The 21,544-nt window shown below is 63.2% G+C and carries 19 protein-coding genes; 3 read left to right on the top strand and 16 right to left on the bottom strand.

All coding sequences use genetic code 11. The features are described from left to right. Nucleotides 1-102: 102 nt before the first annotated feature. From betA to speB, 5 genes are all read right to left on the bottom strand, one after another. Nucleotides 103-1,788, bottom strand: coding sequence for a choline dehydrogenase (gene betA, locus I5S59_RS00805; protein WP_197874949.1), 1,686 nt, complete (start codon nucleotides 1,786-1,788; stop codon nucleotides 103-105). Nucleotides 1,789-1,792: 4 nt separating this feature from the next. Continuing rightward, nucleotides 1,793-3,262 carry a cytosine permease gene (locus I5S59_RS00800; RefSeq protein ID WP_197874948.1) on the bottom strand — a complete coding sequence of 490 codons (1,470 nt, stop codon included), beginning with the start codon at nucleotides 3,260-3,262 and terminating at the stop codon, nucleotides 1,793-1,795. Then, nucleotides 3,259-3,438 (bottom strand): hypothetical protein, encoded by a 180-nt coding sequence (locus I5S59_RS00795; RefSeq protein ID WP_128323631.1) that lies wholly within the window; start codon nucleotides 3,436-3,438, stop codon nucleotides 3,259-3,261. Before I5S59_RS00795 ends, I5S59_RS00800 begins: the two co-directional genes overlap by 4 nt. A 98-nt stretch (nucleotides 3,439-3,536) precedes the next feature. After that, nucleotides 3,537-5,045, bottom strand: a complete 1,509-nt coding sequence (locus I5S59_RS00790; RefSeq protein WP_197874947.1) for an aldehyde dehydrogenase family protein — start codon at nucleotides 5,043-5,045, stop codon at nucleotides 3,537-3,539. Nucleotides 5,046-5,060: 15 nt separating this feature from the next. Continuing rightward, nucleotides 5,061-6,032, bottom strand: a complete 972-nt coding sequence (gene speB / locus I5S59_RS00785) for an agmatinase (RefSeq protein ID WP_197874946.1) — start codon at nucleotides 6,030-6,032, stop codon at nucleotides 5,061-5,063. Nucleotides 6,033-6,332: 300 nt separating this feature from the next. Between speB and I5S59_RS00780 the strand changes: the two genes are divergently transcribed. Together I5S59_RS00780 and I5S59_RS00775 are read left to right on the top strand one after the other, a co-directional pair. Next, nucleotides 6,333-7,247, top strand: a complete 915-nt coding sequence (locus I5S59_RS00780; protein WP_197874945.1) for a LysR family transcriptional regulator — start codon at nucleotides 6,333-6,335, stop codon at nucleotides 7,245-7,247. Nucleotides 7,248-7,368: 121 nt separating this feature from the next. Then, the gene (locus I5S59_RS00775) at nucleotides 7,369-8,538 is read left to right on the top strand and encodes a GGDEF domain-containing protein (protein WP_197874944.1); all 1,170 of its coding nucleotides are present in this window, start codon (nucleotides 7,369-7,371) and stop codon (nucleotides 8,536-8,538) included. A gap of 3 nt (nucleotides 8,539-8,541) precedes the next feature. Here the strand turns inward: I5S59_RS00775 and I5S59_RS00770 are convergent, their stop codons facing one another. Continuing rightward, the gene (locus I5S59_RS00770; RefSeq protein ID WP_197874943.1) at nucleotides 8,542-9,168 is read right to left on the bottom strand and encodes a LysE family translocator; all 627 of its coding nucleotides are present in this window, start codon (nucleotides 9,166-9,168) and stop codon (nucleotides 8,542-8,544) included. Between the two features lie 186 nt (nucleotides 9,169-9,354). Beyond that, on the bottom strand, nucleotides 9,355-10,008 hold the full coding sequence (locus I5S59_RS00765; protein WP_197874942.1) for a response regulator: 654 nt from the start codon (nucleotides 10,006-10,008) through the stop codon (nucleotides 9,355-9,357). A gap of 29 nt (nucleotides 10,009-10,037) precedes the next feature. Between I5S59_RS00765 and I5S59_RS00760 the strand changes: the two genes are divergently transcribed. Further along, nucleotides 10,038-11,768, top strand: coding sequence for a hybrid sensor histidine kinase/response regulator (locus I5S59_RS00760; protein WP_197874941.1), 1,731 nt, complete (start codon nucleotides 10,038-10,040; stop codon nucleotides 11,766-11,768). Between the two features lie 418 nt (nucleotides 11,769-12,186). Here I5S59_RS00760 and I5S59_RS00755 read toward each other — a convergent pair whose 3' ends face one another. The 9 genes from I5S59_RS00755 to I5S59_RS00715 all read right to left on the bottom strand — a co-directional run bounded on the left by I5S59_RS00755 (nucleotide 12,187) and on the right by I5S59_RS00715 (nucleotide 21,466). After that, nucleotides 12,187-13,611 (bottom strand): undecaprenyl-phosphate glucose phosphotransferase, encoded by a 1,425-nt coding sequence (locus I5S59_RS00755; RefSeq protein ID WP_197874940.1) that lies wholly within the window; start codon nucleotides 13,609-13,611, stop codon nucleotides 12,187-12,189. Nucleotides 13,612-14,136: 525 nt separating this feature from the next. Then, nucleotides 14,137-14,907 carry a WecB/TagA/CpsF family glycosyltransferase gene (locus tag I5S59_RS00750; protein ID WP_197874939.1) on the bottom strand — a complete coding sequence of 257 codons (771 nt, stop codon included), beginning with the start codon at nucleotides 14,905-14,907 and terminating at the stop codon, nucleotides 14,137-14,139. Further along, entirely contained in the window at nucleotides 14,907-16,094 is a 1,188-nt protein-coding gene (locus I5S59_RS00745; protein ID WP_197874938.1) for a glycosyltransferase family 2 protein, read from the bottom strand. Before I5S59_RS00745 ends, I5S59_RS00750 begins: the two co-directional genes overlap by 1 nt. Beyond that, nucleotides 16,091-17,293, bottom strand: a complete 1,203-nt coding sequence (locus I5S59_RS00740) for a glycosyltransferase (RefSeq protein WP_197874937.1) — start codon at nucleotides 17,291-17,293, stop codon at nucleotides 16,091-16,093. Before I5S59_RS00740 ends, I5S59_RS00745 begins: the two co-directional genes overlap by 4 nt. Nucleotides 17,294-17,340: 47 nt before the next feature. Further along, nucleotides 17,341-18,321 carry a DUF535 family protein gene (locus I5S59_RS00735; RefSeq protein ID WP_197874936.1) on the bottom strand — a complete coding sequence of 327 codons (981 nt, stop codon included), beginning with the start codon at nucleotides 18,319-18,321 and terminating at the stop codon, nucleotides 17,341-17,343. 7 nt (nucleotides 18,322-18,328) lie between these two features. Continuing rightward, nucleotides 18,329-19,306, bottom strand: a complete 978-nt coding sequence (locus I5S59_RS00730) for a glycosyltransferase (RefSeq protein WP_197874935.1) — start codon at nucleotides 19,304-19,306, stop codon at nucleotides 18,329-18,331. A gap of 51 nt (nucleotides 19,307-19,357) precedes the next feature. After that, nucleotides 19,358-19,891 carry a serine O-acetyltransferase gene (locus I5S59_RS00725; RefSeq protein ID WP_197874934.1) on the bottom strand — a complete coding sequence of 178 codons (534 nt, stop codon included), beginning with the start codon at nucleotides 19,889-19,891 and terminating at the stop codon, nucleotides 19,358-19,360. Between the two features lie 8 nt (nucleotides 19,892-19,899). Next, nucleotides 19,900-20,856 carry a glycosyltransferase family 2 protein gene (locus I5S59_RS00720; RefSeq protein ID WP_197874933.1) on the bottom strand — a complete coding sequence of 319 codons (957 nt, stop codon included), beginning with the start codon at nucleotides 20,854-20,856 and terminating at the stop codon, nucleotides 19,900-19,902. Next, nucleotides 20,849-21,466: an acyltransferase gene (locus I5S59_RS00715; protein WP_197874932.1), complete on the bottom strand. Its 618-nt coding sequence runs from the start codon at nucleotides 21,464-21,466 to the stop codon at nucleotides 20,849-20,851. Before I5S59_RS00715 ends, I5S59_RS00720 begins: the two co-directional genes overlap by 8 nt. Between the last annotated feature and the right edge of the window lie 78 nt (nucleotides 21,467-21,544).

Raw genomic sequence — 21,544 nt, 5'->3', positions numbered from 1 at the left:
GCCGGCTTCGCCAGCTCCCACAAAAGCCATGTTCTCCCACAAATGCCAGGGCATGCCAAGAACCCCTGTGGGAGCCGGCAGCACCGGCGATTGATTTACCCGTCAGGCACCTACCTTGCGCAGCGGCTCACGGCTGCGCTGCTGCGCTTCCCAGTTGTCCACCAGGCCTACGTCGACCGTGGCCGGTGCCAGCGGCTGACGCCCGCGCACCAGGTCAGCCGCACGCTCGGCAAGCATGATGGTCGGTGCGTTGAGGTTGCCGTTGGGCTCGCTGGGGAACACAGAAGAGTCGATCACCCGCAGCCCCTGAAGACCACGCACACGCAGCGCCGAGTCAACCACCGCCATGTCGTCTTCACCCATCCGGCAAGAGCCACACGGATGCATGGTGCTTTCCATGTTGGCGCGGACAAAAGCGTCGATCTGCTCGTCGGTCTGTACCTGCGGCCCGGGCGCCAGCTCTTCGCCACGGAAACGGTCCATGGCCGGTTGCGCGATGATTTCCCGGGTCAGGCGCACACAGCGGCGAAAGCCCTCGCGGTCCTCTTCGCTTTCCAGGTAGTTGAAGCGGATTTCCGGGTGCTGGTAAGGGTCGGCCGACAGCGCCCGCACATGGCCCCGGCTCTTGGGCTTGTTCGGCCCGGTAAGCACCATGAAGCCGTGCCCCTTGAACGGTTTGTCGCCGTCGTAACGCATGGCTGCCGGCAAAAAGTGAAACTGGATGTCCGGCCAGCGCAGGCCCTTGGACGAGCGGATGAAACCACCCGCCTCGAAGTGGTTGCTGGCGCCCAGGCCTTCCTTGAACAGCAGCCAGCGCAAGCCGATCAGCGCCTTGCCCAGCAGGTTCATCTTGCCGTTGAGGGTCACCGGCTGCTTGCAGGCGTACTGGATGTAGATTTCCGAATGGTCCTGCAGGTTTTCGCCCACCCCAGGCAGATTGTGGCGCACCTCGATGCCGGCCTTTTTCAGCACCGCCTCCGGGCCGATCCCCGAGCGCTGCAACAGGTGCGGCGAGCCGATCGGGCCGGACGACACCAGCACCTCGCGGTTGCAATACACGGTGTGGGTGGTGCCGCCTTCGTCGTACTCCACGCCTACTGCACGCTTGCCGTCGAGCAGGATGCGCCGGGTCATGGCATGGGTGACGACGGTCAGGTTCGGCCGGGTCATGGCCGGGCGCAGGTAGGCATTGGCGGTGGACCAGCGCACGCCATCCTTGACGGTCATGTGCATGGCGCCGAAGCCTTCCTGCATGTAGCCGTTGCAGTCGTCGGTCTTGATGTAGCCGGCCTCGGCGCCGGCTTCCACCCAGGCGCCGTACAACGGGTTCTGCATGTTGTTGCCGTTGTTGGTGGCCAGCGGCCCGCTGCCGCCGCGATAGTCGTCACCGCCAAACTTGTAGGTTTCGGCACGCTTGAAGTACGGCAGGCAGTTGCGGTAACCCCAGTCTTTTGCGCCCAGGCTTTCCCACTCGTCGAAGTCGCAGGCATGGCCGCGAATGTAAACCAGGCCATTGATCGACGACGAACCACCGAGCACCTTGCCCCGCGGGCAGTGCAGGCGCCGGCCGTCCAGGTGCGGCTCGGCAACTGTCTCGTAGCGCCAGTTGTATTTCTTGGTGTTCATCGGCAGCGAGAAGGCGCTGGGCATCTGGATCAGCACACTGCGGTCGCTGCCGCCAAACTCCAGGACCAGTACCGAAGTACCGGCGTCCTCGGTCAGGCGGTTGGCCAGGACGCAGCCGGCCGAGCCCGCACCAATGATGATGTAGTCATAGCGTTTGTTCATGGTTCTAGTCCTTTGCGCCGAGGCCTGCAGCCTCGATAGTGCGTTCGTTGCCTTGTGGGTAGCTGCCCCAGCCCAGTCGTGTCGCCAGCACGCGGCTCAGCCCGTAGTGGACCAGCCCGGCCAGCAGGCAGGACGGCAGCGAGGCGGTGGCGAAGGTGAAGAAGGTGGTGTTGGCCAGGGTCTGCGGGTTGAACACCACCACGTAGATTGCAAAGCCCGCTGCCAGCGCCAGCAAGGCGATGGGGTTGAAGCCTTTGCAGAAGCGCAATGGCGAGCGCTCTTGCGCGGCATAGAGGTGGCGCAGGTTCAGGCGCTGCTGGCGCAGGAAGAAGTAGTCGGCGATACCGATGCCGGCCAGTGCGCTGTTGAGTGCGGAGGTCCACACCAGGAAGATGAAGAAGCCGTCGTAGATCCCCGGAAAGCACAGGACGATGGCCACCGGAATGACGCAGAACAACCCGATCAGCAAGCCCCAGGGCACCCTGCGCAGCCGCTCCCCGGCCAGCTGACGCAAGCCGATGACAGCGGTGTAGAGGATGTTGACCATGCCGGTCAGGTTGGCCAGGGCGAGAAAGCTCAGCGCTATCACGCCAAAACCGAGGCCACCGGCCAGGCGCATCCAGGCGGTCGGGTCACTGCTGCCCAGGGTCGAGGCGGCGAACAGGCTGACGATTTCGCCCAGCGAAGCGGCGCCGAAAATGCCTACCAGGTTCGGCCAGAAAGCCGTGCGCTGGTTGCTGCACAGGCGCGACAGGTTGCCGATGTAGGGCCACCAGGAGAACCCTGCAGCAATGTTGATTTCCACGGCGATCATGAAGTTGATGCGCTGGTCGCCAAACGGCGGTTGCAGGGGTGGCATGGCCAGCAGTTCGCTCAGGCTGTAGCGCCGGGAAATGAAGTACATCAGCGCCAGCATGATCAGGATCAGGCTGGGTGCGATCACCGCGCTCAACCGGCGGATCATGTCCGGCCCACGCATGGCCACCAGCGCCGCCAGGGTGATGGCGAGCAAGGCCCCGGCGGTCACCAGCCAGTCGTTGTTGTCGGCGGGTCGCTGCTGCACGAGGGTTTGCAGGTTGTCCAGCGCGCGCCCGCACATCAGCCCCAACACCGCCAGCCAGCCCATGGTCAGAATCACCACCGAGAGGATGTAGACCAGGCGGCTGCCATTGATGCCGAACATGCTGCGCAAAAACGTAAACTGCTCGACACCGTACTTGCCGCACGGCAGGCAGGTGGACGACGCGGCCAGCACCACGCCGATGATGTTGCCGATAATGATCGCGGCGATGCCCTGCAAGGGCCCGACAAACAGCGCCGTGGCACCGCCGATCAGAAACACCCAGGTGGCCACCGCCAGCGCCGAGTTGGCATAGGCAAAGCCCCAGAAACCCCACACCCGTTCGGTGGGCAGCAAGGGGGTATCACCGCGTTCCGCGCTCAGGCGAAACTCCTGTTCTCTGGACGGGCTCATGGCTGGCCCCCCAGCAAGTACGCGCCCGCGACCATTACCAGGGTCAGCAAACACAACGCCACCACGTCACGCACGCTCAATGCACCCGGCCAGTGCGCCCTCCTCTCCAGTTCTTCGTAGGCGCGTATGCGCCGCTCCAGATCTTGCGCACGCGCTTCATCCACTTGGCTGTTCATGGGCATCACCTCGATAGGTTCTTGTTCTTGAAATTCGATGCATCCGATAAACCTGCGCCGCTCGCCAACCGTCAGCGGCACAGGTCAGCCCTGTTACCTCAGGGCAAGGTGATCCAGACCGCCTTGGTCTCCAGCAGGAACTCCAGTTGCTCGGCGCCCATGTCCTTGCCGTAGCCCGACTGCTTGTAACCACCGAACGGCATCGACGGGTCGAGGGTGCTGTGGGCATTGACGTAGACCGTGCCGGCACGCAGCTGCGGGATCAGCCCGTGCACCCGGCCGAGGTCATTGGAGTAGATCGCCGCGGCCAGGCCGAACGCCGAATCGTTGGCCAGGGCCAGCGCCTGCTCCTGGGTGTCGAAGGGCATGGTGACCAGCACCGGACCGAAGATCTCCTCGCGGACGATGCGCATGCTGTTGTCGCAGTCGGCAAAAATCGTCGGCTGCACGAAGAACCCGGGGCCTTCGACCGGCTCGCCGCCGTAATACAGCTGCGCGCCTTCCTGCTTGCCCAGTGCGATGTAGTCCAGCACCCGCTGCTGTTGCTGACGCGACACCATGGGGCTGATGAAGCAGTCCGGATCAAGCCCCGGTGCAATTTTCAGGGTGGCGGTGTAGCGCGCCAGCGCCTCGAGGAACTGCGGGTAGATGCTGCGCTCGACATAGGCGCGGGTGCCGGCATCGCAGACCTGTCCGGAGTTGAAGAACACACCGTTAGCCACCGCTTCGGCCGCCGCCTCGATATCGGCATCGGCGAAGACGATGACCGGCGACTTGCCGCCCAACTCCAGGGTCAGGCGCTTCATCTGGTCCATCGCCGACTTGCCCACCGAGCACCCCACCGGGGTGGAGCCGGTGAAGCTCAGCTTGTCGATGCCCGGGTGGCGCGACATCGCCTCGCCGACCACGCTTCCGCGACCGGTGACAATGTTGATCACGCCGTCGGGTATGCCCGCTTCCTGCACCAGCTCGGCAAACCGCAGCGCCGACAGTGAGGTCAGCTCGGCGGGCTTGACCACCACGGTGCAGCCGGTCGCCAGGGCTGCCCCCAGCTTCCAGGCCATGGTCTGCAGCGGGAAGTTCCAGGGCACGATCGCCCCGACCACGCCCACCGGCTCTTTGCGGGTATACGCCAGGTAGTTGCCTGGCAGCGAAGGCTCGACGGTACGCCCGTGAATCTTGCTGGCCCAGCCGGCGAAATAGCGCAAGGTGTCGACGGTGCCCTGGATGTCTACAGCACGTGCCTGGGCGACCGACTTGCCCATGTCGATGGACTCGATCTGCGCCAGCTCGTCGCCATTGCTTTCGATCAGGTCGGCCAGGCGATGGATCAGGCGCTCACGTTCCAGCGGTTTGAGCTGGCTCCAGGGGCCGCCATCGAACTGCGCACGCGCAGCACGTACTGCACGGTCGAGGTCATCGCTGGTGCCCATCGGAATGCGCGTCAGCACCGCTTCGGTCGATGGCTCGATGACTTCGGCGCTGACGCCGTCGCTGGCCTCAAGCCAGGCGCCGCCGATGAACATGCGCTGCGGCCTGGACAGAAAACGCTGGGTGGCCTCGGACACACCGAAGGCCTGCAGGTAGGTTTTTACCTTGTTGTCCACGGGAAATGCTCCGGATCAACGGGCGCGGGCGCGCGCATGGAAAATGAAGCCGATGCTGTTCATCAGCAGCTGCGCGGCGAGGATCGAGGTAACGCCTGCCGGGTCGTAGGCCGGGGCCACTTCCACCAGGTCCATGCCGACGATGCGGCCCTCGCTGCGCTTGGCCAGCGCCTGGATGATTTCCAGCACTTCGTAGTAGAAGAAGCCGCCGTGGCTCGGTGTGCCGGTGCCCGGGGCAATCGAGGGGTCGAAACCGTCGATGTCGATAGTGATGTAGTAGTCGCGGCCCTCAGGAATCTTCGCCAGCACGCCTTCACACCCCAGGCGGCGCACGTCGCGTACCGAAAGGATCTGCGAGCCGGCTTCGCGGGCGGCATCGTAGTCGTCGCGGTTGGAAGAGGACACGTTGCGGATGCCCATCTGGGTCATGCCGACGATGTGGTCCAGCTCCGAAGCGCGGCGCAGCGGGCTGCCGTGGCCGTAGCGCACGCCATGGCGCTCGTCGACGAAGTCCAGGTGCGCGTCGAAGTGCACGATGTGGATCGGCCCGCGGCCTTCGAACGCCTTGATCACCGGGGCGTGGATCGAGTGGTCGCCGCCCAGTACTACCGGCATGGCGCCCGAGGCGAGGATCTGGCGCACGGCCATTTCGATGTTGGCGTTGCTGGTGGCCATGTCGGTATGGACGATATCGGCATCACCGACATCGACCATGCGCACCTGGTCGTCGGTCAGGTAGGTGGCGTCGTCTTCGAAGTCGTAGGCGCCGGAATGGCCGAAGGAGAACAGGGTCGATGCCTCGCGGATGCCGCGCGGTCCGAAGCGTGCGCCAGAGCGCCATTGCGTACCCATGTCGTTGGGGGCACCGAGGATCGCGACATCGGCATCGATGGCTTCCCAGTCGGTGCAGATGGGCGATTTGGCGAAGGTGCAATGGCCCACGAAGGGCAGGTTCAAGCGGCCGGATTCATAACCGTGCTTTGCCATGTTCGAGTTTCTCCAATTATTGTTCTGGTCAGGAGACGGGGCGACTGCTCGACCACCGTTGCAGCCACTATGGCGGCAGGTCGTCCACGGAAAAATGCGCAAGTCCAGATGCATACATCGCCAGATCCGAAGTATCCGCTTGCACCCCGCTCGCCCCGGAAAAATCGCTTTAGCCCGCAATGACTTTTCCAAACCGCAGGCATTGCGGCGAACGGTCGCACATGGTTAGCTTGCGGAAAAAAACACTGACCGCACGGTCATATCAGCGCCAGCGATGTGACATGCGCATGGGAGGTCCGGGTGATCCAGCTCCACGATGTCGATCTGAAGCTCCTCAGGGTATTCACCACCATTGTCCGCTGCGGGGGCTTTTCAGCCGCACAGGCCGCCCTCAATGCCGGTCAGTCGACCATCAGCGAACAGATGACGCACCTGGAGACCCGCCTCGGGGTCAAGCTCTGCCAGCGCGGGCGCAGTGGCTTTCGCCTCACCGAGCAAGGCGTGGCCATCCACGAAGCGACGCTGCGCCTGCTGAGTGCGGTGGAGAACTTCTGCATGGACGCCGACGTGCTCAAGCAGCACATCAGCGGCAAGCTCAACCTCGGCATCATCGACTCGACCCTGACCGACCCGGACTCACCCCTGCCCCGCACCACCCAACGCTTTGTCTCCCGCGGCCACGACGCCCACCTGCACATCTACATCGGGGCCCCGGCGGAACTGGAAGAACGGGTGCTCGATGGCCGCCTGCACCTGGCCATCGGTCATTTTCCGCTGCACGTGCCGGGGCTGTCCTACCTTCCGCTCTACAACGAGGCCCTGGGGCTGTACTGCGGGCGCCGCCATCCGCTGTACGCCAGCAAGGCGGCGAACGGGCGCTTGCTTGAGGAGGTACGCGCCTGCCGCCTGGTGGTGCGTGGCTACATGCACCAGTACGATCTGGAACAACTGGGCATGACCAAGGCCGCAGCCACGGTGGAAAACATCGAGGCGGCGGCAATTCTGATCATCTCCGGTGCCTACGTCGGTTTTCTGCCGGTGCACTTTGCCGAGCAGTGGGTCAAGACCGGTGAAATGCGCCGCCTGGGCGCCAGCACCCTGGACCTGACCTCCCCCTTCGATGTCATCACCCGCCGTGGGGTGTCGCCGCCACCTATCCTGCACGCGTTCCTCGAAGACCTCGCCGCGTGCACGCTGGCGCCTGTGCTGGTCTGAACGAGGCTGCGGCGCCCCTGATTACGAGCCGAAAAAAGGCGCTGAAAGGTTTAACTGCCGACAGGAAAAAACCCGCGCGAGCGCTTACAATCGGGCATCTTTCCCACGCATCAGGCTGGCTATGGCGCTTGACCCTCCCACAATGCTCACCCTCTCGATTGCCCTGGCAGCCGCCGCGGCGCTGTACCTGGCGATCGAGTGGCGCAGTATCCGCGAACCCTCGCTGCTGTTCTGGAGCGCAGGCTTTGCCACCATCAGCGTCGGCTCGACCCTGGCTTTGCTGCGCATCAGCGGCTTGCTGCTGATCGGCATCTGGTTCGCCAACGGCCTGCTGGTACTGGCCCACTGGCTGTTCCTGATGGGCGTGGCGCGCTTTACCCAGAAGCGCTTGTCACCCGCCTGGTACCTGGTGTTTGCCGCCTGGGGCGCCCTGCTGCTGTTACCCGACGGCCAGTGGTGGTCCAAGGTCATGCTGCTGGCCAACTCGCTGCTGGTGGCCGTGCTGACCCTCAGGGCCAGTTTGCTGTTGCGCCCGCACGGCAAGTCGCTGAGTGTTGGCGCGGGGCAGTTGCGTTACGTGTTGCTGGCCCACGGCCTATTCTATCTGGTCAAGACCCTGGTGGCTGTGGTGCCCGGCACGCTGATCAATCTGGCGGCATTTCAGGGTGAAATCATCCAGATCTCTCTGGTCGAAGGCACCATGGCGATCATGCTCATCGCCCTGTCGATGACCGGCACCGAGCGCCACCGCCGCGAAGCCCGCATTGCCCGGCTGGCGGCACGCGACCCGCTGACCGCCCTGTACAACCGCCGCGCTCTGGAAGTGCGTGCGCCGCGCCTGCTCGAGGGTGTTTCCAGTTCACGTCCCGGTGCGCTGCTGCTGATCGACATCGACAACTTCAAAGGGGTCAACGACCTGCACGGCCACGCGGCGGGTGACCGCCTGCTGATTACCCTGAGCGAGATGATCCGTACCCACCTGCCCGAGGGCGCACTGGCAGCCCGGCTGGGTGGCGACGAATTCGTCATCCTCCTGAGCAACGCCTCGGGTGAGCGGGTGATGACGCTGGCCAAGGCCCTGCGCGAACAGTTCCAGCAGGCCGCCGCCCAGGCATTCACCACCCCTGAGGCGGTGACCCTGAGCGTCGGCGCGACCCTGTTCGACCAGCCACCGGCGAGCCTGGCGGCGTTGATCGAACAGGGCGATGCGGCGTTGTACGACTCCAAGCGTGGCGGGCGCGACAGCATCCGCCTGGTTGATCGTACGTTCCTGAACAGTGTCAGTTGCTGAGTGCTACGCCACAGGCAAGCCGCTTTGCAGCACCAGCACACACCCCAGCCCGATCAGGATGGTGCCGCTTACCCACGGCACCAGGCGTTGCAGGCCCGGTGCCGACAATGGCCCCAGCAGCAGCGAGGCCCCCAGCACAGCGGCCACGTCAGCCAGGGAAAACACCAGGTTGACGAAGCTGCCCAGCAGCAGAAATTGCAGCCACACCGGCGCACTGCTGGTGGCATCGACAAACTGCGGCAGAAAGGTCAGGAAGAACAGCGCCGTCTTCGGATTGAGCACCTCCACCACCACACTGTCGCGCAGCACCCCGGGCTTGTGCAGCTCGGCCGCCGTCAATGGTTTGTGGCTGTTGACGATCATGCTGCCCCCCAGCCAGATCAGGTAACCGGCGCCGACCAGGCGTAGCACCACGAACGCCATGGGCGCGGCCTGCATCAAGGCCGACAGGCCACAGGTAGCCGCAGCGATATGCACGTAACAGCCCAGGTGAATGCCCAATGCCGCTTTCAACCCCGCGGTGCGACCGTGGGCAAGGGTCTGGCTGGTCATGTACAGAATGGCGGGGCCGGGCATGCAGGCAAACGCCAGGGTGGCGATGGCAAACGGAATCCAGAGATGGGCAGACATGGGTGTGCTCTTCCAATGAGTGACGCGTAGGGTCCGGGTCTGGAAGACGCTGAGGGAAGTGGCCGGGTGACTCTGCAAGCAGCGCAATACCAGGGCTGCAGGTTAGGGCCGGGGCCCTGGAGAGGAAATACGACAGTTGCCGTATTTTAACCGGCGTGCATTACGCTGGATGCTGGCCGAGAAGGATCAGGCGCTGGGCAAACCAAGGCGCACGACGTAGGCCGCCAGTTCTGCGGTGTTGTGCAGGTCGAGCTTGCGCATCAGGTTTTCCCGGTGTTTGCGTACCGTGAACGCACTGATGCAAAAGCGCCCGGCGATCTCCGTGCTGCTCGCGCCCTGGGCGATCAAAGCGAGAATCTGGCGTTCACGCGCGGTCAGTTCGGCATTGACGATCAGATCTGACTGTGGGGTGCTGGTGCCATGGCCATCGACGACATAACGCACGGCAACCGCCAGGTACAGGCGGTTCTGGGCAACGGCGTCGAGGGCCGCGAACAGCTCCTGGCTGTCATCGGTTTTCGAGATGTAGGCATGCACCCCCGACTCCAGTACGCCGCGGATGGTGCTCAGGTCGATGTTGGCGGTCAGAACGATGATTTTCAGCGCGCAAAAGTCGCGGCGCAGCTCGCGAATGAACGCCAGGCGGTTGACACCCGGCATGCCCAGGTCGAGCAGCAGGACGTCGACCGGTTGCTGCGCCAGCACTGCGAGTATTTCTTCACTGTGGGCCGCTTCACCGACCACGTCGAGATCATCGCGGGTCGAGAGGAGGAACTTCAGGCCGTCACGCACGATGCTATGATCGTCGGCGATCAACACCTTGAGGCGGTTAACTTCCATGTCATTTGCTCTTCTTTTGAGATGTCGCCATGCCTGAGGTTATCCAGCGCAAGTACTTTGTCGACTTGTTGTTTCGCCAGTCTTACGCGGTGTTGTTCGCCAATTTCGTGATCCCCTTGCCGGTCGCTTACATCTTTCGCAACGCCCTGCCGTTGGCCGGGATCGTTGCCTGGATCCTCGCCATGTACGCGCTGACGCTGTGCCGGGTGCTGCACGCGAAACGCTACTTCAGTCAGTCCGCTTCGCGCGTGGAGCATCCGCAGACCTGGGGCTGGCACGCCGCGGTGCTGTCGTGGCTGGCCAGCCTGCTATGGGGCCTGGTCGGCTGGGTGGGCTTTGCCACCGGCGATCCGCAGCTGCAGGCCTTTACCGCCGTGGTGCTGACCGGGCTTGTCTGCGGCGCGGTACCGTCGCTGTCGGCGTTCCCCGCGGCCTATGCCGGCTCGCTGGTGGCCATGCTGGCGCCGCTCACTTTACAGTGTCTGCTGGGCGCCGGGGAGACGTACACCACCTATTTGTTCTTTCTGGCGTGCCTCGCCGGAGTCAACCTGTACTACAGCCGGATCACCTACCGCACCCTGTACGAGACCATCCGCCTGCGCCTGGAGAATGTCGACCTGGTTGCACGCCTGGAACAGGAGCGTGACCGCGCCCAGGCCGCCGACCAGGCCAAGTCGCGGTTTCTGGCCGCCGCCAGCCACGCCCTGCGTCACCCCATCCATGCCCGGAGCCTGTTCGTTGCCGGGCTGGCCGCGCGGGCCGAGCGCGGCGACGTCGCAGCCCACAAGGCCCGCAATGTGGCGGCGCGCCTGGGTGCGGTGATCGGTAATCTCGGCGGTTTGCTCAATGGCCTGCTGGACATCTCGCGCCTGGACGCGGGCGTGGTCAGCGTCCACCGCGAAGCGGTGTCGGTACAGCGCCTGTTCACCGACCTTGCCGACGAGTTCGCACCCACCGCACGCGCACGGGACCTGCGCTGGCGGGTACGCCAGAGCCGGTTGTGGCTCGACACCGATCCGGTGCTGCTCAAGCGAATCCTCGACAACCTGCTGGCCAACGCCTTTCGCTACACCGAGAACGGCGGCGTGCTGCTCGGTTGCCGTCGACGCGGCCAGCACCTGGAAATCCAGGTGATCGACAGCGGCCCCGGTATTGGCGAGGCCTTTCGCGAGCAGATTTTCGATGAGTTCGTGCAGTTGCATAACCCGGAACGCGATCGCAGCCAGGGGCTGGGCCTGGGCCTGGCGATCGTGCGTCATACCGCGCGGCTGCTGGGCCATGAACTGCACATGGCGTCGGTGCCGGGCCGGGGCTCGTGCTTTTGCATCCGGGTGCCGATTACCGCACCTGCAACCTCCCGGCATCTCCCCGCGCCAAGCGTGCCCGGCAATGCCCTGGGCATTCTGATCATCGATGACGACAGCACCGTGCTCGACGCCCTGAGCCAGTTGCTGGAGACCTGGGGCCACCGGGTGTATGCCGGCGCCTCGGTTGAAGAAGCCTGCGCCTGCCATGGCGACGCAGCGGCCAAGGGCCCGGCGCCGGTGCACATGATCCTCAGTGACTTTCGCCTGCATGGCATGAACGGCCTGCAGGCGATTGCCCAGGCGCGTCAGTACCTGGGGACCGATGTGCCGGCGATGATCATCACCGCCGACACCTCCGGGGCCTGCCATGAGGCGACCGCGGCCAGTGAGTTTCGTGTGCTGCAGAAGCCGCTGGATGCGGCGTTGCTGTCGGAGCGTCTTGAGGCGCTTTGATAGGTTCTTCACGCAATCGCGGGGGATTCTTGGGCTGAGGCTGAGATTGCGAGCTTCAAGATCAAGAGCAAGATCAACAGCTAGTCGGTATTTGATTTCGAAGATGCGCCCGTATCGGCGCCGCCGATTGCTTTTGCGACTTCAGGAGGCTGAGTGGAGGTGTCCGGAGGGGGCTGGTGCGCAGCACCCTTCGGCCTTGGCCGAAGTTCGCGAGCCGGAGACTTGGCGAAGCAAGTCGTAGGCCGCGATGCCCCTGGAGGGCGCCGGAGCGAAGGGACCCGGAGCGCAGCGTAGGGCCGTATGCAGGAGCAGGCGGTTTTGGTTCCTTTTGCCAAGACAAAAGGGACCCGCCGTAAGGGCGGAAGGGGCCAGCAGCCTCGCCACAGGGAATGGATAAGCTCACACCGGGAAGAACCCTTTAATACGCATGCTTGCCGGTAAAGGCATTAAGCGTGCGCACCAGAATCACGAAATCGAGCCACAGCGACCAGTTGTTGATGTACTCGATATCGGAGTCAACCCGCTGGATCATCTGCTCGATGTCTTTGGTTTCCCCGCGAAACCCCCGCACCTGCGCCAGGCCCGTCATGCCCGGTTTGATGTTGTGGCGGGCAAAGTAATCAACGATCTCCTGCGAGTACTGGGTATCGTGCTGCAAGGCGTGCGGGCGCGGCCCTACCAGCGACATCTGTCCGGTCAACACGTTGAACAGCTGAGGCAGTTCATCCAGGCTGGTGCGGCGAATGAAAGCACCGACCCGGGTCAGGCGCGGGTCATGCTTTTGCGCCTGCCTGACCACACCGTCCTCGGGCTGGTGAACGTGCATGCTGCGAAATTTCCAGATGCGAAAGGACTCGCCTGTCCAGCCCATGCGTTCCTGGCGGAAGAACACCGGCCCGGGGCTGTCGAGTTTGATAGCAAGGGCAATCGTCAGCAGTACCGGTGATGCACAGAGCAGAATGAGCGCTGCCAGCACCCGGTCTTCGAGGTTCTTGAGGAACAGGCTCATGCCGGTCAGCGGTGTTTCCGACAGGGTAAGCACGGGAATGCCGGCAATTTCACGCACACTGTGGTTGATCAGCCGCAAGGAAAAGATGTCGGGCACCCAGTTAACGGAAATGCACTTGTCGAGCAGCTTCAGGTACACCTCGTTGATCACTTCGGAGCCACTGAGCGGTGTGACCAGGTACACGGTACGAATGGCGTGCTGCGCGACGATTTCGTCAAGGTCGGAGATATGCCCCAGAACCGACAGGCGTTGCTTGCCATCGGGGTTGTCGCGGCCATGGTCCTCGCCGTCACCAATCAGCACACAGCCGACAATGCGCTCGCCAAACCAGGGGTTGTTGCTGATCTTCTGCTGGAGGAAATTGGCCAGATCACCGGCGCCAATAATCAGCGCATTTTCCAGTCGATAGGCGTGCTTCATAAAGCGCTTCTGTACTTCGCGCACAGCAAAGTGCAGGAACAATTGCACGAAGTAGCCGATGACGAACAGTTCCCCCACCAGCAGCCGCGAGTACTTCTCGCTCTGCTTGGTCAGGAAGGCCATGACCACCAGGAAACAGAAGGTCGCCGACCAGGCTTTGAACAGCCGGAACGCCTTGATGGAAAGCCCGACATTGCTGCGGTAGATCGCGTAATGGTCGTAGATCACCGCCAGCGCACCAATCAGCAACAGCAGCATGATCACGTAATCGGAGGTGATGTAACCGATCTGGTCATAGATCAGGTACCAGGCCACACCGATCACCGCAATCCCGTCGAGGCCCGCCTGAATGGCGTTACTGACGCTGCTTCTGCGCTGGAGCAAGGAACGACTGCTTCGGGGTTCGAACACCATTGTCAGACCTCATCAATTTGAGATACCAAACGCTTCCCATCAGACAGATACGCCAAAAACCAACCTAACGTACGTAAAAAACCCTTCAGCAACGTGCTGGCAACTCACACAAATTCGCTGCGCACCCCGACGCCCCGGCCCGCTGTGCGCCGCGTTTTTTTGAGAGGAGGTGTGGAGCCGATGCAGTGTCGGTCCGGGATGGCGCCACGCAGGCACGCTTGAATCTCGCGTGGCAGCGCGATTGCTGCCACCACTGCAGACAAGCCCTGTCGAGGTCGACAATGGCGTGATAATCCATCCATTGGGCAAGATCCTCCGCTGAACCATCAACGACTCGAGACGCACATCCCGGCGGCGGGCACGCGCTCAAAAGACTGATACCGTTGCCTGTGCGCAGACTTCCTCAACGTGCAGGTGCGGTTGATATCACTGTAGCAGCACCCGGCAACCCGCGCGGACGGATTCACCCCTGCCCTAGCATTTGGCGGATTCGGACGTACCCTTGGTCTGAAACGGTCGCTGCCTTCAGGTACCTCGGGGCGTGCCGGGGGTGTCCTGCGCCGTTGCCTTGCTGCACAACAAGGTGCGTGCCAGGAACATCGGGTTACCCACGACATAGCGCATGAACAAGCGTTTCGGCTCGTGGGCCAACCGGTACACCCATTCGCCCCCCAGTTGGCGCAACCACTGCGGCGCCCGCGTGACCTTGCCGCCGAGAAAATCCAGGATCGCCCCGCCGCACACGATCAGGCTCGGCGCATCGATGCTGGCCAGCCGGGCCGCAACGGCCTCCTGCTTGGGCATGCCCATGCCGAGAACGATCAGTTCCGGCTGCAGTTGCCGGGCCAGGTCGATGTAGGTCTGCACGTCGGCAAATCCGTGCTGCACCGAGACCAGGTGCACACCGAACAGCGCTTCGCTGCGTTCTGCCGCCTGGGTCAGAAACGGCTCTTCCGTGCCCCAGAACGCAACTCGCCGCCCCTTGTACGCTGCGAGTAATTTAGGAATCAGGTCGGTGCCGTTCATGTTCAGGCCCGGCTCCAGGCCCAGGCGCCGGTACAGGATTTTCATGCCGGCGCCATCGCGCAGCAATACGTCGGCCGCCAGCAACGCCTCGGCGTATTGCGCGTTGCCCGCCACCAGATTCATGGCGTGGGCATTGACGAAACCCACCACGGTGGCACGTTCAGGCGCGGCCAGGGTGTCAAGCAAGCGCCGCTCTTCAGCGTCATCGTTGACCACACGGAGCTTGCCAATGACGGCTTTCCAGCTAGTTTGCAGCGTCGCTTTGCCCATTAGCTGTCATCCCTTTTCGAGCGTACCCATTCAACCTGGCGCTTGATCAAAAACCCCAGGTACAACGGGATCTTTTTCAGCGCGTAGAACGGTGCATACATCAGTACCGAAAACGCGATCACGTCGCGAGAGAATCGGCTCCACGCCACCAGCACCGCGGTGCCCAGCAGTGCCATCGCCAGTGTGGCCAGCAACGCGGGCAGCAGCACACCAAACAGCAAACACACCAGCCAGGCAAGGCTGAACACCGCCACCAGCGCCAACACCAGCAGTGCCAGCGGTGGCACCATCAAGTCCAGCGTCATGGCCAACAAGTGCCACTGGCGGCGGGCAATCGAGGCAACGATCAGTGCCGGCGCATCGGCCAGCAGCACACCCAGATGGCCATGCTCCCAACGGGTCCGTTGACTCTTCAGGCCTTCATCACTGCCGGGAAAATAGCTGATCACCTGTGCATCCGGGCAAAACAGCGGTGGCTTGCCGTTGGCGCAAAAATCCAGGCCCAGCTTCAAGTCCTCGACCAGGTGACCGTTGGCCAGGTTGACCCGCGCCAGGTCGCGCCAACCGAACGCCATGCCCGAGCCCATCAGCTGGCAAGGCCAGCCCAGGCGTGCCCAGCCGCGAGGCCGCACCCAGTTTTTCACCCGCCAGGCAAACTCGGCGATCTGCACTTTCAAGCCGGCCCCGGCAGGTGCGCGCATCAGGTAGAGGGCTTGCACAGGCCGCTCGGCCTGACTGCATCGGCGGGCCAGGTGGTCAATGGCGCCCTCGCCTACCTGGCAGTCGGCATCGATGATGATGACGACATCCGGCGCACCCGCCGCCAGATGCCGTACCCCGAAGTCCAGCGCGTAGCCCTTGCCCCGCTGTTGTTCATTGCTGCGCACCACCACCTCGGCACCTGCGGCGACGGCCAGCGCGGCAGTGTCGTCGGAACAGTTGTCGGCCACCACCAACAAGCGGTCGCCTTCGTGCAACTGCACGCCGATGCTCGCCAGCGTCGCGCTGATGATCGATGCCTCGTTGTGCGCGGGCACCAGCACCGCCACCCGTCCACGCGCACCGTGCAGCGGTGGCTGAGTGCGCGCTGGCATACAGGCCAGCAGCACCTGCGCGAACAGCACCAGCACCGGCAGCAGCAGGAGCACTGCCACTGCACCCAGCAACCACGCCAGTAAGGTAATCATGCCGATGCCTTGAAGTAGCTGGCCAGCTTGGCCGCTTCGGTGTCGATATCGTGCCGTTGCAACACCCGCTGATACGCCGCCTCGCCCATGCGTTGCAGCACCTCGACCGGTTGCGCCAGGCAATCGGCCATTGCCGCCGCCAGCTCGTCCACGGCGCCGGCGGGGAACAACCAGCCGTTTTCACCCGGGTGAACCAGCTCGGGAATGCCCGCCACATAGGTCGTCAGTACCGGGCGGCGCAAGGCCATGGCCTCCATGATCACCACCGGCAGGCCTTCGGCGAAACTCGGCAGCACCAGGGCACGGGCGGCAAGGATCTCTTCGCGTACTTGCGCACTGCTGATCCAGCCGGTAATACGCACATGCGCCTGCAAGCCATAGCGCACGATCAGCGCCTGGATTTCCTCGCGCATTTCGCCGTCGCCTGCCAGCACCAGTTCGAAGGTCAAGGCCTGGGCGGCAAGCATCCGCGCCGCTTCTATCAGCAGCAACTGCCCCTTCTGCTCGCACAAACGCCCCACGCACACCAGGCGCGGGGCCGCCGTTGCAGGCACGGCAGGTACCTCATGAAACGCACGCTCGAGGCCGCAATGCACCACCTTCACCTTGGCCCAGTGCCGATGCGCCACCCAGCGAAACAGCTGGCTGCGCCCGTAGGAACTGACCGCCGCGACAAAGGCTGCGCGCCGGCCCTTTTCGCCCACATGCAGAAACTGCGGTTTGTCGAACTCTTCCGGCCCATGCACGGTAAAGCTGAAAGCCGGCCCGCCCAGGGCATTGGCAAGCATGACCACTTCGGTCGAATTGGTGCCGAAATGTGCATGCACATGGTTGACCTCAGCCGCCTGCAACCACTGCACTACCCGGCACGCCTCGGCCAGATAGACCAGATGGTAAGGCCAGGGACGATCAGCGCGCTGGCCCATGCGCAGGGCCAGCCACAGGGTCGAAAAAAACCGCCGCGGCTGCGCCCGCCGCACGTGCAGTGTCGGCGCTAACAACCCTTTGACGCCGTCTTGCAGCACGTAGCGGGTTTTGTCCCGTTCGGCTATATCTTCCGCGTCCTGCAACTCGGCGTCCCAGCCGCGCAAGGCAATGCGTTGAACCTCGATGCCCTGGCGCTCCAACGCCAGAATCTCGCGGCGGATAAAGCTGTGGCTGACCTTGGGGTACTGATTGATGAAATAAGCTATGCGCATGGCGTCCCAACTTGTAACCGGCGTTATTCAAGCCCTGGCGTGGGCAGCTATGACGAGGTGTCCTGTTGCAGTTGCAGGGTGCTTTCCAGCTGCTGGCGAGGCTCGGGCCTGTTGGCATCAGCACCCGGCAAGGCCGCCTCGATATGGACAAACACGTCATCGAGCAGCGCGTGGCGGCGCCGGTACATTGCGCGTTTCTTTGCAGCAATGTCGTCGGCCGCGCGCCTGGACGATTCCAGGGGAAGGGTGAAGAAACCCTCGCGCGACGAGGCTGTAGCGCCATGTTCCAGCCAGATGGTGTCGTAGTTGGCAGCCAGGTCCTGGCCCTTGTCGGCGCCGAAATACGGATGGCGGTGATGGCGGAATTGATCACCGACAGCATAGATTCGCGCCGCCCCCACCCTGCGCGCCACGCATTTGAGGGCTTCAAGCAGAAAGCTTCTGGGGCGCAGGCCCTCGAAGTCTTTGGTCAGGTCGCGGTAAATCTCCAGCGAGCGTTCGCTGTCGATGCCTTTGTGGATGCCCTGGACGGCGCCAATGAACAGGCACAACTCGCCCTGTGACTGGCTCAAGGTGAATGCCAGCGACGCCACACGCAAATCGCTCTGGAACACGTTGAGCACCAACTCCCCTTCGCGCTTGAACCAGATCGGCCGGTCCAGCACCAGGCTGCAGCCACTGGAGTAGTGCGACAGGTCACAGAGCACCAGGCGCTCTTCACGCCCCAGCAACAGCAGCGGCGGAAAACGGCTGGCGACGACTTCATAATGCGAGGCCACCGTCTCGAGGCGCTCACGGGGCTGCCAGCCTTTACTGATGTAGGGCCATTGCACCATGCCGATACTGTCGACGCCCAGCCGCTCAACCCCCTCCTCACCCAGCGCCGTCGACATGCGCTGCAGGAATGCACGCAGGTCCGGCCACTCCCGGGCGATCGATACCGCCAACTTGAACTTGTTGTTCAGCGCCCGCAATGAGTAGCCGGGTTGCAGGGTGAGCACACTGGTCACTATCGTTCGAAACGCCATAGGGATCTCACTTGTACTCGATCAATGCCGCTTTGCCGGCACCGAATCTGTTCAATAGGAACTTCACCTGCCCAAGCATTTCAGGAAACTTGCCCAGCACCAGGAACACCGCCTGCAGCCAGTTCTCCCGGGGCGACCGGGCGCCGCGCCGGGCCAGGCGGACGGCCTGCAACGGGTAGATCAACAACAGCAACAGCGCCCAGCTCCCCAGCAGGGTACTGGCCAGCACTATAGCCAGCGGTATGCCCAGGCCCCAGGTCCAGGCCCGGCGCGACTCACGCTGCCAATGGTGCTCAGGGGCAGCGCCATGCAGCGCAGCACCTTCGGCAAAGGCATAGCCTGCGCGCAGGCTGCGTTGCCACCACTGGCTGAAGCGTGTGATCGCGGCATCGTGCAAGGTCATCTCTTCGGCCAGCCGCCACACCTTCCAGCCAGCGGCGCGCAGGCGCACGCACAACTCGGGCTCTTCACCGGCGATCAGGCCCGGGCGAAAGCCGGACACCGCCGCAAAAGCGTCCGCGCGCATCAATGCATCGCCGCCGCAGGCCTTGGCCTCGCCGACCGGCGTGTCCCACTCAAGATCACACAAGAGGTTGTAGACCGAACGCTGTGGAAAGCGCTCACGGCGCCGGCCGCACACCACGGCCACCTCAGGATGAGCCGCCAGGAACGCCTGCGCCGTGGCCAGCCAACCGTCGACCACTTCGCAGTCACCGTCGACAAATTGCACGTAACGCACATCGGGCAACGCGCGCTGCAAACAGGCAAACCCTTCATTGCGCGCCCGGGCTGCGGTGAAAGGCCGGGTCATGTCCAGCGCCAGCACCTGCACGCCGCGATCGCGGGCAAGCTGCACAGAGCCATCGGTGGAGCCCGAGTCGACATACACCACCGCATCAGCCGTACCGAGCACAGACGCCAGGCAACGCGCCAGCCGCTGACCTTCGTTACGACCGATCACCACAACGCCGATCCCAGTCACCATGTGCCTCACCCACCTGCATTCAACGGAGCATCCGATTCACCGCGACAACCTTCAGGCCGACTCAGGGTATTCCACCTGTTCGCTGGGCTTTCTCGCCTTGATCGTCGCCGGCACCCCGACCGCCACCGAGTTGTCCGGCACATCGATCAACACCACCGCGTTGGCACCGATCACGACATTGTTGCCAATCCGGATGTTGCCCAGCACCTTGGCGCCGGTGCCGATATCGACGTTGTTGCCGAACACCGGAGCGATGGGCTCGCTGACGTTCTTCAAGCCCACCACCACGCCGTTGCGGATACGGCAGTCATCGCCGAATCGAGCATAGCCGCTGATGACAATGCCGCCGAAATGGTCGATGACAAAGTTCTTGCCGATCTCCACCTCGCACGGCAGCTCGATCCCGGTGATGATCTGCACGAACTTGAACAGCACCTTGTAGACAAACGACAGCAGCTTGCGCAGCAAGGCCGGGCGCACGCCGTAACGCCAGCGCCCGAAGCGGTACACCAGCAATACCCAGAACCCCTGAGCCCCCCAGTCGCCACCGTGCGCACGCAAGTCCGCCTTGATGTTGTCGAACATGGATTCACCTACCGTGTGGGTTGACGCGCAAACTGGGTGTTGAACAACGATGCCCAGGTGGCACGGCTATGCAGCCAGCAGGCGCGGATGGCAGCCCAGCCGCGGCCTTTGAGCAGTGCCTTGAGGGCCAGCACCAGGTCGCCCAGGTTGACCAGGAACATGTGCAAGGCCAGGCCCGGCACGCCGTGATGCTTGCGAAAGTACAGCAGTTCGCTTTCGATCTGGTACGACGATATCTGCCGGCTGGCCGCCTCCAGTTCAGCGACCGACTTGGAACTTTCACCGCCGATATGCACGACGGTGGTGTGCGGGTAGAACACCACCTTCCAGCCCGCTTCCTTGACCCGCTTGCAGTGATCCACTTCTTCGTAATAAAGAAAGTACCGCGGGTCGAATAACCCGACCTGGTCGAGCACCTCGCGGCGCACCAGGTAGAAGCAACCGGGCAACCAGTCGCACTCGCGCACCGCGTCATGGCCCCAGTCCATTTCATCGACCATTTTCAGCCCGGGGAAAAAGCGCCCCAGCCCGGTCCGCGAAACAAAGACATTCAACGGTGTCGGGAAATAGCGACAACTGGGTTGCAGGTCGCCGTCACGCCCCACCAGACGAACCCCCAGCACACCGCATTCGGGGTGGGCGTCCATGTACGCGACGGTTTTTTCCAGAGAGTCTTGCGAGACAAACGCATCGGTATTGAGCAGCAGCGCGTACTTGCCCTGCAGGTGCTCAAGCAGTTGATTGTTGGCCCGGCCAAAGCCGACATTCTTGGCATTGCTGACCACCAGCGCCTCGGGGCAGACCTTGGCCAGGCGGTCGAGCGAATCGTCGACCGAGGCATTGTCGACCACCAGGTAGCTGGCCAATGCCTCGCTATCGGCCTGGCGCAGGGCGTCGAACATCGGCTGCAGCAGTGTGGCCGTGTTGAAGTTGACCACCAGCACATCGACGGGCTTGTTATCCATTGGCGCCGTCTCCGTAAAAGTACTGCCTCCGTGCCGCCGCCAGTTGCGGTTCCAGTGCCGGGTCGAACGATCCTTTGCGGTCCTTGATCAGGTCGATCCACGGGTACGCATTGCAGCGCTCCTCGACCCGTCGGATCAGCTCCTCGGTGGTACAGATCACCTTGGCAGGGTTGCCCCCTACCACGGTGCCCGGCGGCACATCCTTGGTGACCACCGCGCCAGCGGCAACGATCGAGTCGGGGCCGATGGTCACGCGCGGCATGACGATCGAGCCGTGGCCGATGAAGCAGTTGTCGCGAATGTCGATGTAACCGACCGAATCCAGTTGCTTGCCATAGCACAGCTCGATCAGCGCCACCACACCATCGTGACCGATCAGGGTGCAGTCCGATAAGCCGACATTGGTACCGATGCGCACCAGGGCCGGGTCGGTTACGTTGCAACCGATGTTCATGTGGAAGTTATTTCCGATCGAATGAAACTTGCCCCAATGCGTTTGATACTCGCCCCACTCACGCGGCGTGGGGTGGCAGAGTTTTTTCCAGGTCGAGGCGCCGCGCCCGGTGGTGTTGGCGTAATGCCGTACTGCCTTGCGAATCCATCCAAGCATGATTAGTAGCCTCGCGCGTAATGCGTTCCTTGACTGACCCTGAGGCGAATACGGTCTCGTTTTTCTTGTTGCTGACCG

This window comes from Pseudomonas alkylphenolica (assembly GCF_016009175.1).
Classification (GTDB): Bacteria; Pseudomonadota; Gammaproteobacteria; order Pseudomonadales; family Pseudomonadaceae; genus Aquipseudomonas; species Aquipseudomonas alkylphenolica_B.
This window is presented reverse-complemented; position numbering and strand designations above follow the sequence as displayed.

Excerpts from the sequence above, each read along its gene's own strand:
- betA (WP_197874949.1), bottom strand. The coding sequence starts at position 1,788 with ATGAACAAACGCTATGACTACATCATCATTGGTGCGGGCTCGGCCGGC.
- I5S59_RS00800 (WP_197874948.1), bottom strand. The coding sequence starts at position 3,262 with ATGAGCCCGTCCAGAGAACAGGAGTTTCGCCTGAGCGCGGAACGCGGT.
- I5S59_RS00795 (WP_128323631.1), bottom strand. The coding sequence starts at position 3,438 with ATGAACAGCCAAGTGGATGAAGCGCGTGCGCAAGATCTGGAGCGGCGC.
- speB (WP_197874946.1), bottom strand. The coding sequence starts at position 6,032 with ATGGCAAAGCACGGTTATGAATCCGGCCGCTTGAACCTGCCCTTCGTG.
- I5S59_RS00775 (WP_197874944.1), top strand. The coding sequence starts at position 7,369 with ATGGCGCTTGACCCTCCCACAATGCTCACCCTCTCGATTGCCCTGGCA.
- I5S59_RS00770 (WP_197874943.1), bottom strand. The coding sequence starts at position 9,168 with ATGTCTGCCCATCTCTGGATTCCGTTTGCCATCGCCACCCTGGCGTTT.
- I5S59_RS00765 (WP_197874942.1), bottom strand. The coding sequence starts at position 10,008 with ATGGAAGTTAACCGCCTCAAGGTGTTGATCGCCGACGATCATAGCATC.
- I5S59_RS00760 (WP_197874941.1), top strand. The coding sequence starts at position 10,038 with ATGCCTGAGGTTATCCAGCGCAAGTACTTTGTCGACTTGTTGTTTCGC.
- I5S59_RS00755 (WP_197874940.1), bottom strand. The coding sequence starts at position 13,611 with ATGGTGTTCGAACCCCGAAGCAGTCGTTCCTTGCTCCAGCGCAGAAGC.
- I5S59_RS00750 (WP_197874939.1), bottom strand. The coding sequence starts at position 14,907 with ATGGGCAAAGCGACGCTGCAAACTAGCTGGAAAGCCGTCATTGGCAAG.
- I5S59_RS00745 (WP_197874938.1), bottom strand. The coding sequence starts at position 16,094 with ATGATTACCTTACTGGCGTGGTTGCTGGGTGCAGTGGCAGTGCTCCTG.
- I5S59_RS00740 (WP_197874937.1), bottom strand. The coding sequence starts at position 17,293 with ATGCGCATAGCTTATTTCATCAATCAGTACCCCAAGGTCAGCCACAGC.
- I5S59_RS00735 (WP_197874936.1), bottom strand. The coding sequence starts at position 18,321 with ATGGCGTTTCGAACGATAGTGACCAGTGTGCTCACCCTGCAACCCGGC.
- I5S59_RS00730 (WP_197874935.1), bottom strand. The coding sequence starts at position 19,306 with ATGGTGACTGGGATCGGCGTTGTGGTGATCGGTCGTAACGAAGGTCAG.
- I5S59_RS00725 (WP_197874934.1), bottom strand. The coding sequence starts at position 19,891 with ATGTTCGACAACATCAAGGCGGACTTGCGTGCGCACGGTGGCGACTGG.
- I5S59_RS00720 (WP_197874933.1), bottom strand. The coding sequence starts at position 20,856 with ATGGATAACAAGCCCGTCGATGTGCTGGTGGTCAACTTCAACACGGCC.
- I5S59_RS00715 (WP_197874932.1), bottom strand. The coding sequence starts at position 21,466 with ATGCTTGGATGGATTCGCAAGGCAGTACGGCATTACGCCAACACCACC.